This window comes from Streptomyces melanosporofaciens (assembly GCF_900105695.1).
Taxonomy (GTDB): domain Bacteria; phylum Actinomycetota; class Actinomycetes; order Streptomycetales; family Streptomycetaceae; genus Streptomyces; species Streptomyces antimycoticus.
Window position 1 is genome coordinate 8,851,939 of the sequence record NZ_FNST01000002.1, and the last position, 11,791, is coordinate 8,863,729.

The window sequence follows — 11,791 nt, forward strand, 5'->3', positions numbered from 1 at the left end:
CAACAAGCGCCGGGCGCCTGCCCCGGGCGGCTGTCATCGGGCCACTCCTGTGGTGCCCGGTGGCCGTCGCCCGCGCCCAGGCCACCGCCCACCCGGCCGCCACGCCCGGTGCCTCGGTCTTCGGTACGCACACCCGGGTCTCCCCGGAATGGGCCGCCTGGGCGAATGGCACCGCCGTCCGGGAGCTGGACCTCCACGACACCTATCTCGCCGCCGACTACTCCCACCCCGGCGACACCATCCCGCCCCTGCTCGCCGTCGCCCAGCACACCGGCCGCACCGGCGCCGACCTGCTGAGCGGCATCGTTGCCGGGTACGAGGTCCGAGTCGCCCTGGTCAAGGGCAGCTGCCCGCACGAGCACCGCATCGACCACGTGGCCCACCTCGGCGCGGCCACCGCCTGCGGCCTCGGCGCGCTGCTGCGGCTGCCCACCGAGACTGTGTACCAGGCGGTGCAGCAGACGGTGCACACCACGACCGCGACCCGGCAGCCCCGCAAGAGCTGTGGCCGAAGATCACCACGGTCGAGGACCCGGAGTGGACCCGTCGCTATCACGACCCCGATCCGGACCGCCGGGCCTTCGGCGGCCGCGCCGTGATCACCCTCGACGACGGCACGGTGGTCGAGGACGAGCCGGCGGCCGCCGACGCCCATCCGGCCGGGGCCCGCCCCTTCGACCGCCCGGCCTACGCGGGCAAGTTCCGCACCCTGACCGAGGGCATCGTCACCCCGGCCGGCCAGGACCGTTTCCTGGCGGCCGCCGAGCGGCTCGCCGAGGCGACCGCCCCCGACCTGCCGTCCTCGCCGCCGATCTGGGGCTGCCGGACATCGGGCTGACCACCTCCACCGAGATCGCCGCCCGCGCCCAGCAGACCACCAGGGCCACCGACCTGCCCGTGCTCATCGACGCCGACACCGGCTTCGGCGAGCCGATGAACGCCGCGCGCACGGTGCATTTGATGGAGGACGCGGGCCTGGCCAGGCTGCATCTGGAGGACCAGGTCCACCCCAAGCGGTGCGGCCACCTCGACGGCAAATCGGTCGTACCCGCGAGGAGATGGCCCGCCGGATCCGGGCCGCGGTCGACGCCCGCCGCGACCCCGGCTTCCTGCTCATGGCCCGCACCGACGCCCGCGCCGTCGAGGGACTGCCCGCGGCCATCGACCGGGCGAAGGCGTACGTCGACCGGCACCTGACGCACCGCGGCCCGGGACGTCCGGCCGCTGCCCCGGATGGCATGGCGCCTTCCGGGACAGCGGGCGGGCCGTACCGCAGGCGGACTACGGCGTGTGGCGCATGTCTACACCACACCGTCGACGAACGCGGCGCGGATGCCGTCGACGTCGGAGCCGAGCAGGCCCAGCGTCTTCGCCGTACGGCCGCCGGCCACGAAGTCCTGTCCGCACAGGGGCCCGCTCAGAGCGATGAACGAGTCGGTCAGGGGCACGGAGAGCCCGATCTGCGCGGCCAGCGAACTCCAGATGACCAGCCCGAAGGGAATGTCCTCGGTGAAGTACCGGTGCTTGATCGAGTCGGGTTCGGGGAATGCCTGACGGCCGTAGCCCTGCACGATGCGCTCGACGAAGCTGCCCTCGGTCACCTCGTATGCGGTGTTGAGGAAGTCCCAGAAGCTGGCCGCCTTCACTCCGAGGGCGTCCGCCAGGGCAAGGCGTTCGCGGTCCAGGGCATCGATGACCTCGGCGATGCGCGGGGTCACCAGGCTGTGCAGCGGATGGCAGTCGGCGTCCTCGACCGTCTTGAAGTTCAGCACCGCCGGCGGAACGTGGTAGATGGGGTTGCAGTTGTTGAGCCCGACGGTCAGCGCGTCCTGGTCCGGTACGTACCGGTCGCCGAAGTACGTCCGCAGGATGTCGAGGGCCCGCGGCGTGTCCGCACTGGGTACGGCGGCCAGCGGGACGGCGTGCTTGATCGCCCCGATGTAGACGTGTGCGGGGCGGCGCAGCCGGCAGGTGTACAGACTGGTCGGCGTCTCCGCGATGAGGCAGGGCTGCCGGCCGGCGAGCGCGAACATGCGCGCGAGCTCGACGCCACTGCCGAGCACACCCGGCTGGAACAGGACGAGCTGGTCCGGCTCGAGGACGGACGCGAGTTCCTTGGACAGGTAGGCGTGGGCGAAGGCGGGCACGGCGACGATGACCACCTCGGCGCCGCGGACGGCGTGCCCGAGGTCGGTTGTCAGCACCGAGGGTGTGCCATGCCCCTCCACGTCGCCGGTCATGTCGATGCCGTCGTTGGCCTTGATCGGCTCAAGATCGCGGCCCCACCTGTCGAAGATTCGTACGTCGTGTTCGTTGAGGGACATATGGCCGGCGATTGCCTGGCCGACGTTTCCTGCGCCAATGATGGCGATGCTGCCCATAGTGCGTGACTCTTCCGTTCTGATGTGGTGCGGGGGTAGGGAACTGAAGCCGTCATGTCGTGACGGCCGTTCGCGGCGTCCTTTCGGTCATCGGGCGCCCGTTGCCCAGCGGGGAACCGCCAAGGGACGGGCGGCAGGGGTCATCTGACGGGCACCCCTGGGCCGAGCGGAATACCCAGGGCGTACCAGAGGGCGAAGAAGGCCGACCACGAGACCAGTACGGCGAGAGCCACGGGGACCGTGAAGGACAGCATGGTTCCGATGCCCGCGCCCTTCCGGAACTGCTGGAGGAATCCCAGGGCCAGGACGAAATAGGCGTTCATGGGCGTGGTGTTGGTGACCGAGTCCCCGATCATGAAGGAGACCATCGCCGCCTGGGGCGAGAGGCCGATGTACATCGCCAGGGGGACCACGACGGGGGCGAGGATGGACCACATCGCCGAACCGCTGCTGATGATGATGTTCAGCCCGCTGATGGCCAGGATGATCACCAGCAGGATGACGAGGTGGGGCGCGTCCAGGGACTTCAGGAGCCGGGCACCCTCGACGGTGATCACATTGCTGATGCCCGTCCAGGTGAAGTAGGCGAGGAACTGCGAGACCACGAAGAACAGCACGATCACGGGGACGAAGGACTTCACCCCGTCGGCCATGGCGGAGGGCACGGACGACAGTGAGGGGATCGTGCCCACCTGCCTGCCGTAGACGATTCCGAGGATGGCGAACAGCAGCGAGATGAACACGGCGATGTTCACCACGACCACGGACTGCACGATGCTGCCGCCCGCGCCGCGGAACGGGGACCCCGGGAGCAGGAGCGCGGACACCGCCAGGACGTAGAGCGCGAGCACCGCGCCGGACAGCCGCATGGCTCGTTTCTCGACCGTGCTCAAGGTGAAGGAGGTGGGAGCCTCCCCGGCCGGCCCGCCGTGCTGGGGCGCCTCGCCCTGGGCGGTGGTGTTGAAGAGCCGGTCGGCGGCCGCGTCGTCCTCGGGTGTCGGCACGAACTCGGGCCGCTGGGCCAGGACGCGGTCGACCGTGAGGGCGATGACGGCGGCGAGGAACACCGATGAGACCGCGGTGAAGAAGTAGGTGGCCACCGGAGTGATGACGTAGTCGGGATCGACGGTGTGCGCGGCCTCGGCCGCCAGGGACGACCTGACCGCGTCGGCCGGTGTCACCAGCGGGCTGGCGTTGAAGCCGATGGCCGTCGACGCATAGGCGACCATCAGGCCGAGCACCGGGCTGCGGCCCACGGTCCGGAAGGCCAGCGCGCCCAGCGGGATCATCACGATGTAGGCCGAGTCGCTCATGATGTGCGCGATCATGGAGCCGAACGCGATGGAGAAGGTCAGCCACCGAACGGGCAGCCGGCCGATCGTGACGCGAAGAAGCGCGGTGAGAAGGCCGCTCTTCTCGGTGACGCTGACACCGAGAAGCACCACCACCACGACCGACAGGGGCGCGAACCCGGCGAAGTTGTCCAGCGCGGACTCCGCGGCGTACTTGGCTCCCTGAAGCGAGAGCAGACTCTTGACCGCGACGGAGTCACCTGTCGACGGCAGTGTGACGGACACGCCCACGCCCGCCAGCACGGCACTGAGCACACCGAGCAGTGCCACGAAGATCCAGAACAGCCAGAACGGATGGGGAAGCCTGTTTCCCGCGCGTTCCAAGGCGCTGAGAGCCCGGAACAACCGGTTCATGGAGCCATCCACGGTCGGACTGCTGCTTCGAAGTTGCGTCATCTGGGGCCCTATCCGGTCGACGGTGAACGCGGCTCTGGGGGTGATGTGTGCTGCTCTGTCTGATGTGCAAGCCCGACTGCGCGGACGTCCGGCGCCCGATGGCCAGGTCGGTATGGAGCCGGGGTCGGCAGGTGCCGGCGGGGAGGATTCCGCTTCCGTTCGGCACGGGTCGGTCACGGCGACTCGTCCCGCCGACTTGTGCAATCCCTGTGATATTTCACAGGGATGATACGCTGCGAAAGGTCGATGTCAACAGGTCGTCGCGCAGGTGGTCGCCGGATGACGAGGGCCGCCACACAGTGCTTGAAGAGGAGCTGTGGTTTGAGTTCGGGATCGTCGATGGCGCAACAGGCGTACGCATCCCTCAAGCGCGACATCATCCGATGCCGCCTCCGCCCCGGCGACGTCATCGTCGAAGCGTGGCTCGCCGAGCGCTATGGGATGAGCAAGACCCCGGTGCGCGAAGCCATCAACGCGCTGCGCAGGGAGGGGCTTGTCGTCGTCGTCCCGCGGCGCGGCACCTTCGTCAAGCCGACGGACCTCGGCGACCTCCAGGACACCTACCGCCTGCGACGGCTCCTCGAGCCGGAAGCGGCCGTGCTCGCCTCACAGCGAGCCAGCGCCGAAGATCTGGACCGTCTGGACGCGCTCAGCGCGGCGACCGTAGCGGCGAACACCTCACGCCCCGATCTGAACGAGGCGAACCGGCTGCTGCACGTGGCCATCGCCGAAGTCGCACGCGTGTCGCTGATGATTCCAATGATCAACACGCTGCACGAGGAGATCGAACGCTTCCTCAACCTCCGAGGTGAACTCGGCCGGGCCCCCTACACAAGCGTCAACCACGGGCGGTTGGTCGAGGCCATCAGGCGGGGCTCGGAGGAGGAGATCCGACAGGTCGTCCTCGAAGGCATCGAGCGCTCGCGCCAGTACATGCTGGACACCCTGCTGTCCGGAGGGAACGAGACGAGCGGCGCGGGGAAGCCGGTGTAAGGCTCCTGCCCCCTTGCGCGTCTGCGGCTACGCTCGTTGTCGTGATGAATCGGTGGAAAGGCCACGTCATCCGCCATCCGCTCTGGGGCGCGGTGGAGTTGACCTTCGCCTGGCATGCGTTGCTGCTGCTGTTCGCCGAGGTGATCCTGCCCCCGCTGGCGCCCTCGTGGTATCCGGACCTCGGCGCCACCCTGGTCAACGCCGTCTGTGCCGCCGGGGTGTGGCTCGTCCTGTGGCGGTGGGGTTGGCTGCGTGTCTCCGCGGTGGCCGTACCCGGCCGTCCACACCGCTGGTGGCCGGCCGCGCCGATGCTGCTCATTGCCTGCTCGTACGCGGTGGCCGGCCTCGACGGCAGTGCGACGGTCATCGTCAGCGGCCTGGTCTCGTTGCTGTGGGTCGGCATCAACGAGGAGATCTACAGCCGGGGCCTCGTCCAGCAGGCCCTCAACCCGCTCGGCCCGATCCGCGCGGCCCTCGGCGTCGCCGTCTTATTCGGAACAGGGCATATCCAGAACTTCCTGTTCTTCGGTGACCCGCTCGACGACACGCTGTGGCAGATGCTGTCCGCCGGTCTCTTCGGCTTCACCTGTGCCGCTCTGCGCTACGCGATCGGCTCGATCTGGCCGATGGTCGTCGTCCACGGACTCGACGACTTCTTCCAGATCCGCTCGCCGGGCTCGGCCCCGGACTGGTGGCAGGCGAGCGTGCTCGTCTTCCAGGCCGCGTACGGCGTGTGGCTGCTGCGCCGCTACGGCGCCGAAGGCGTCCAGTCGTCCGCCGAGGCCGTCCGCTCCAGTCCCAGCCCCAGTTCCAGTCCCAGCCCCGACGAGCGTCCCGAGGGAGACAGCCAGGCGAGAGCCTGAAAACGATTCGCCCGTGCTCCCCTCGCCCGGTAAGTTCCCGAGGGTCCTCACTGCGGGGAGCCTCTGAGCTCTGCGCGTGGCCACCCGGCAGTTCCCACGCTGAGAGTAGGTTTTCGTCAATGGCATGTCGTATCAGTGAGCTCGTGCTCGGTTGCCGCGACCCCGAGGTGCTGGCGCGGTTCTGGTGCGAGGTCCTGGACTTCGTGGTGCTCGATCGCGAGGACGACGGAACCCTCGAAATCGGGCCGCGCGAAGGGTTCGGCGGCCCGCAGCCGACGATCATCCTCAGCCGCAGGGACGAGCCGGAGCCCGGGAAATCCCGGCTGCACATCGACGTCAACGCCACCGACCGCGATCAGGACGCCGAGCTCGAACGCCTTCTGAAGCTCGGTGCGCGCCGGGCCGACATCGGCCAGACCGGGGATGAGCAGTGGCACGTCCTCGCCGATCCCGAAGGCAACGAGTTCTGCCTGCTCAAGGCCCGCCTCGCGCCGCTCTGACGGCCCTCGTCGTCAGCTGACATCCGTCAGCCCCACCGCCCGGCCCTCCGAGTCCCATGCGATCTCCTGGATCCGCGCCACGGCGTCGCGGTTCAGCGGCCCGAAGACATGGGGAAACAGGCTGTTCTCGGCGACGCCGGGCGGCGGGGCGGGGTTCGCGGCTTCCCATTCACATTTCGCGGTGAGCCGGTCCTCGTCGAGGAGCAGCGCCAGCAGTGGCCTCGGCGCAGTGCGGTAGAAGGCGTTGACGACGGCCAGCGTTGTCTCCTCGTCGGGAGAGCAGTGGACGAAACCGTCCTCCGTGAGGGAGGCGGGGCTGTAGGGGCGGTCGAAAGCGGCGTTCCACTCGGTAAGCGGTACGACGTGGTAGATCATGACTCGATTAAACCGCCATCATCTGCCGCAGGGTGAGAGAACGATCGGCTCGCTCGCTAGCGCAGCCGGGGCTTCGGTGGCGGTGCCGCATCCTTCGGGTCCGGGTATTCGGGAGTTTCCCGGCAGTCCATGACAGACGTACAGGCCAGGGCTGGCAGTCGCCCCAGAGCAGGCGAAATTCGCGGTGCACGATCTCTCCCGTCGCTCCCTCAACTGCCGCTCCCGGACAGCCGGACGTCATCGACGCCACATACCTGGTCCGCAGCTGACATCACCGGCCCCCAACGGGCGGGAACCCATGCCGCATCCGCCACGACTACTGGTCCGGGGCAACCCGTGTGTCCAGTGGATCCAGGAGAGTTTCGATGCGTTCTCGTGTGTGGTGGGGTACGACGGCCGCGGTGCTGTGCGGCCTCCTGGTGGCGGGCTGCGGGGACGGAGGCGGTAGTGGCGGCGGTGACCAGGTGGGCCCCGCCGACGAGAAGTCGGCCACCGGCGACCACCCGGTCACCGTCACCGATTGCCTGGGCGCCAAGGCCACGTTCTCCAAGGCCCCGAGAGGATCGTCACCAGCAACGCCTCCAGCCTGGAGCTGCTGCTCCGCCTCGGTGCCGGTGACAAGGTCATCGGCACCGGCTTCCCTCCCGGCGAGGGCACACTGCCCGGTGAACTCGACGCGCAGGCGCGGAAGGTGAGGGTGCTCGGCCAGTCGGTGATCCCGAAGGAGAAGCTCCTCGGCTCCGGCGCGGATCTGTACATCGACACCTTCGCCTCGATGAACATGGGCGGCGGCATGGGGGACGCGCCGACCGAGGAGGAGTTCAAGGCGGCCGGGATCAAGCACATCTACCTCAAGTCCACCGCCTGTGCGGCGCAGAACGAACGCCCGGTGACCGACCTGTCCGCGGTGGAGGCCGACATCACCTCCCTCGGCGCGGTCACCGGCACCGGTGCGAAGGCCAAGGAACTGGTCGACGGTATGAAGAAGAAGGTGGACGCCGTCCAAAAGGCGGTCGGCAGGACGGCGGAGGGCGAGCGGCCGACGTACTTCTTCTTCGACTACGACGCCGGCACCAAGCAGCCCACCGTCGTCTGCAACCGCCAGGTCGCCAACGCGGTGATCACTCTGGCCGGTGCCCGCAATGTCTTCGCCGACTGTGACGGCGACTACCAGCAGGTCGGCTGGGAGGACGTCCTTTCCAGGAACCCGGACTGGATCCAGCTGGGCGTCCGCGACCGGGGCAGCGAGGCGGCGAACGAGAAGGCGTTCGACGAGGCGCTCACGTGGCTGAAGTCGAACCCCGCCACCAAGGGCCTGAAGGCCGTCAAGGAGGGCCACTTCCTGCGCATCGGCTCCGAGCGGACCACCATCGCCGGAGTCGAGAACGCCGACACCGTCCAGGAGATCGCCAAGGCCCTCCACCCGGGCAAGATCGGCTGATGGTGCTCGACGCCACGGTGAGCGGGAAGGGCAGCACCGATGCCCGTGTGCGCACGCGGCGTTCCGTGCCCGCCGGGCCGTCGGCGCTGCTCCTGGCGGTCGCGTTGCTCGCGGCCCTCACGGCGGCGGTCGCCTGGGGCTCCACGTCGATCCCGCCGGGCGAGGTGTGGAGCGTGGTCTGGCGCAGACTGAGCGGCGATGCCCCCGGCCCGGCACCAACGACCTCATCGTGTGGCAACTGCGCCTGCCCCGCGCCCTGTTGGCAGCCCTCGTGGGTGCCGGGCTCGGCCTGGTCGGTACGGCCATGCAGGCCCTCGTCCGCAACCCGCTGGCCGACCCGTACTTCCTGGGCGTCTCCAACGGCGCCTCCCTCGGCGCCGTCGCCGCCATCGTGCTCGGCCTCGGCACCGGGGGAGTGCTGGGCCTCGGTCTGTCCGGTGCCGCTTTCGCGGGAGCCCTGGCCACCTTCGCCCTCGTCTGGGCGGTGGCCCGGCGCGGCGGGGGGTTCGCGCCGCTCAGGCTGGTGCTCGCCGGGGTGGCCATCGGGCAGTTCCTGTCCGGCTTCACCAGCTATCTGGTGTTGCAGGCCGGGGACGAGCAGCAGACCCACAGTGTGCTGTTCTGGCTGATGGGCAGCCTGAGCGGTGCGAGCTGGCCGCTGCTGGCCGCCCCGGCGGTGGCGGTTCCGGCGGTCCTGCTGCTGTTGCAGGCCCGGGCCCGGGGCCTGAACGCGCTGCTGATGGGCGATGAGACGGCGGCCGGGCTCGGCGTCGACGTCGTACGGCTGCGCCGTGAGCTGTTCGCGGTCACCAGCCTGCTCACCGGCGTCCTCGTCGCGGTCTCCGGGGCCATCGCCTTCGTCGCCCTCATGGTCCCCCACGTCTGCCGCCTGGTCGTCGGCGGCGACCACCGTCGTCTGCTGCCCGTGTCGGCGCTCTTCGGCGCGCTGCTGCTGGTGGTGGTCGACATCGTGTGCCGCACGGCCATGGACACGCAGGAGTTGCCGGTCGGGGTCGTCACCTCGCTGATCGGCGCTCCGGCGCTGCTGTATCTGCTGGACCGGCGGTTGGGGAGCGGGAGTTGAGGATCGACATCGAGGACCTGCGGGTCGCCTATGCCGGACGTACGGTCGTGGCCGATGCCCACCTCATCGCGGCCGAAGGCGAGATCACCGGCCTGGTGGGGCCCAACGGCAGCGGCAAGTCCACTCTTCTGCGGACCGTGTACCGGCATCTGAGGCCCGCCGCCGGACGTGTTCTGCTCGACGGCGCCGACCTCCGCGCGCTGAGCCCCGCACGGTCGGCCCGGCACATCGCCGCGCTCCCGCAGGAGCGGGGCGGGGATTTCGAGCTGACCGTACGTGAGGTCGTCGCCATGGGCCGCACCCCCTACAAGCGGGCGTTCGCCGGGGAGGACGCCGCCGACCGGGACATCGTCGCGCGCTGCCTCGCGGACGTCGGCATGGCGGACCACGCCGGCCGCGGCTTCACCGAGCTGTCCGGCGGCGAGCGCCAACGGGTGTTGCTGGCCCGCGCGTTCGCCCAGCAGCCGGACGTCCTGGTCCTGGACGAGCCGACGAACCACCTCGACATCCGCCACCAGGTCGAACTCCTGGCGCTGCTGCGCGGCCGACGCCGTACGACCCTGGTGTCGCTGCATGACCTCAACGCCGCCGCCTCCGTGTGCGACCGGCTGCACGTCCTGCACGAAGGCCGCGTGGTCGCCTCGGGAACGCCCGGCGAGGTGCTGCGACCGGCCCTGCTGGCCGAGGTGTTCGGCGTGCGCGCGGCCGTGGTCGAGCACCCGCTGACCGGCGATCCGCTGATCGCCTTCGACCACCGGGAACCGGCGGACGGGCGGGCGGAACCGGAAGCGGCCGACCCGGCGGACGAGCACCAAGGGCAACCTGTCAGCTCATCGTGAATTCCAGCGGTTTTTCCCGATACATCCGGGAACTCACCTCGCGGCCCGCCCGACTTCTAGAGCGAGGCCGCCGCCCGGCGGCCGGTCTGCCGGAAGGCCGGAGGGAGGGGTGTATGACCGACGACGCGCCCGGTGCGGATCAGCCCGGGGACGTACCTGAGCGGCCGGCGGATCCACCCGAGGTCCGCGACGGCTGGCTCCTGGTGGCCGTGGCGGGCGCGCTGGCGTTTGTGGCGATGCTCGACATGAGCATCGTCAACGTGGCGCTCGCGGACATCTCCCAGGGACTGGGCGTGTCGGCGGCGACAGCCCAGTGGGCGGTCCTGGGCTATCAACTGCCCGTCGTCGCCCTCCTGTTGCCCGTCGGTCGCTGGCTCGACGCCGTGGGTACCCGCCCCGCGCTGCTGGCCGCGACCGGCGGCTTCGCGCTGTGTAGCGTGCTTGCCGCCGCATCGCCCTGGGCCGCCTGGCTGATCGCCGCCCGGATCGGACAGGGCATGTGCGGCGCGGTGCTGTTCGTGTTGATGCCGGTGCTGGCGATCCGCTCCGTGCGGCCCGGGCTGCGCGGGCGGGCGATGAGCGTACCCGCGACCCTCGGCCCCCTGGGCGCCGTCACCGGACCGGCGGTCGGCGGTCTGCTCCTGGACCAGCTGGGCTGGCGCTGGATCTTCCTGGTCAAGATCCCGTTCTGTCTGCCGGCGCTGGCCGTGGTGTGGCGGGCGATGCCCGGGGACGGCCGTCTGCGCGGCGCGGACCGGCGCTTCCTCGCCGACACCGCCCTCATGGCCACTGGAGTAACGGTCCTGCTGCTGTCCCTGACCCTGGCCTCCGACACCCCCGCCTGGCTGCCGCTCGCCCTCGTCGCCGCCCCGCCGCTGTGGTGGTGGCTGCGGGGTCCGGGCGGTCGTCCGGTGGCCGGTGTGCTGCGGGCGGCGGGGCTGCTGCGGGCGCATGGCGCGGTGCTGGCGCTGGCGGTGGGTTTCGCCGCCATGCACTACGTGGTCGCCCTGCACCTCCGGCGCGACGAGGACGTCAGCGCGACCACCACCGGCCTGACGGTGCTCGCGTTCCCCCTCGGTATGGGGCTGGCGGGCCCGCTCGGCGGACGGCTCGCCGACCGGTACGGGGCCCGGCCCGTCGCGGTCGCCGGCGCCGCGCTCACCGCCGTCGGCCTGTTGCTGCTCGTCCCGCTGGGCGACGGCTGGTCCCCTCCTGACGTGGCCTGGCGGCTCGCCCTGGCCGGACTCGGCATGGGCCTGAACGGCGGCCCGGCCCAGGCCCTGGTCATGGGCGCCGCCCCGCCGGGCCGCGCCGCCACCGTCGGCTCGACCGTCCAGCTCGCCCGCAGCCTCGGCTTCACGCTCGGACCGGCCCTGGCCACGGCGGCGTGGGGGCCCGCCGGTCCGGACGACGGCGTACGGGCGGGTCTGGCCGTCGCCGCCCTCGCCGCCTGCTCCGCCGTACCGCTGCTCGCCCGGCCCGCCCGCGGTCCCGCGAGCCGCACCGAGAAAACCACCGACGCGGCGCCCGCCGCACCCCGCTGAGCCACCGCCTCACCGTCACCGAG

8 protein-coding genes and 4 pseudogenes are annotated in these 11,791 nt (G+C 70.5%); 9 read left to right on the plus strand and 3 right to left on the minus strand.

What is annotated here, in order from left to right; translation table 11 throughout:
* Window positions 1-26: 26 nt before the first annotated feature.
* Both BLV72_RS40510 and BLV72_RS40515 read left to right on the plus strand, forming a co-directional pair.
* A pseudogene (locus BLV72_RS40510) lies at window positions 27-838 on the plus strand (MmgE/PrpD family protein); the annotation flags it as partial.
* Window positions 796-1,244: pseudogene (locus BLV72_RS40515) on the plus strand (isocitrate lyase/phosphoenolpyruvate mutase family protein); the annotation flags it as partial. The pseudogenes BLV72_RS40510 and BLV72_RS40515, both read left to right, overlap by 43 nt.
* A gap of 57 nt (window positions 1,245-1,301) precedes the next feature.
* Here the strand turns inward: BLV72_RS40515 and BLV72_RS40520 are convergent.
* Entirely contained in the window at window positions 1,302-2,381 is a 1,080-nt protein-coding gene (locus BLV72_RS40520) for an NAD/NADP octopine/nopaline dehydrogenase family protein (RefSeq protein ID WP_093468720.1), read from the minus strand.
* Between the two features lie 140 nt (window positions 2,382-2,521).
* Window positions 2,522-4,087, minus strand: a complete 1,566-nt coding sequence (locus BLV72_RS40525; RefSeq protein ID WP_093468721.1) for an AbgT family transporter — start codon at window positions 4,085-4,087, stop codon at window positions 2,522-2,524.
* Between the two features lie 363 nt (window positions 4,088-4,450).
* On the opposite strand from BLV72_RS40525, the gene BLV72_RS40530 reads away from it, so the two are divergent.
* The 3 genes from BLV72_RS40530 to BLV72_RS40540 all read left to right on the plus strand — a co-directional run bounded on the left by BLV72_RS40530 (window position 4,451) and on the right by BLV72_RS40540 (window position 6,485).
* Complete coding sequence (locus BLV72_RS40530; protein ID WP_167746503.1) at window positions 4,451-5,122, plus strand: GntR family transcriptional regulator; 672 nt, start codon at window positions 4,451-4,453, stop codon at window positions 5,120-5,122.
* Window positions 5,123-5,166: 44 nt separating this feature from the next.
* On the plus strand, window positions 5,167-5,985 hold the full coding sequence (locus BLV72_RS40535; RefSeq protein WP_093468724.1) for a CPBP family intramembrane glutamic endopeptidase: 819 nt from the start codon (window positions 5,167-5,169) through the stop codon (window positions 5,983-5,985).
* 119 nt (window positions 5,986-6,104) lie between these two features.
* Window positions 6,105-6,485 carry a VOC family protein gene (locus BLV72_RS40540; protein WP_093468726.1) on the plus strand — a complete coding sequence of 127 codons (381 nt, stop codon included), beginning with the start codon at window positions 6,105-6,107 and terminating at the stop codon, window positions 6,483-6,485.
* Between the two features lie 12 nt (window positions 6,486-6,497).
* Here the strand turns inward: BLV72_RS40540 and BLV72_RS40545 are convergent, their stop codons facing one another.
* Window positions 6,498-6,860, minus strand: coding sequence for a DUF952 domain-containing protein (locus BLV72_RS40545; RefSeq protein WP_093468727.1), 363 nt, complete (start codon window positions 6,858-6,860; stop codon window positions 6,498-6,500).
* 365 nt (window positions 6,861-7,225) lie between these two features.
* Here BLV72_RS40545 and BLV72_RS40550 point away from each other — a divergent pair.
* The 4 genes and pseudogenes from BLV72_RS40550 to BLV72_RS40565 all read left to right on the plus strand — a co-directional run bounded on the left by BLV72_RS40550 (window position 7,226) and on the right by BLV72_RS40565 (window position 11,768).
* Window positions 7,226-8,301: pseudogene (locus tag BLV72_RS40550) on the plus strand (ABC transporter substrate-binding protein).
* A pseudogene (locus BLV72_RS40555) lies at window positions 8,301-9,385 on the plus strand (FecCD family ABC transporter permease). Before BLV72_RS40550 ends, BLV72_RS40555 begins: the two co-directional pseudogenes overlap by 1 nt.
* A complete protein-coding gene (locus BLV72_RS40560) occupies window positions 9,382-10,224 on the plus strand; it encodes an ABC transporter ATP-binding protein (RefSeq protein ID WP_093468729.1) in 843 nt (280 codons plus the stop codon). Before BLV72_RS40555 ends, BLV72_RS40560 begins: the two are co-directional and overlap by 4 nt.
* 113 nt (window positions 10,225-10,337) lie before the next feature.
* Complete coding sequence (locus tag BLV72_RS40565; protein ID WP_244321259.1) at window positions 10,338-11,768, plus strand: MFS transporter; 1,431 nt, start codon at window positions 10,338-10,340, stop codon at window positions 11,766-11,768.
* The last annotated feature ends 23 nt before the right edge of the window (window positions 11,769-11,791 follow it).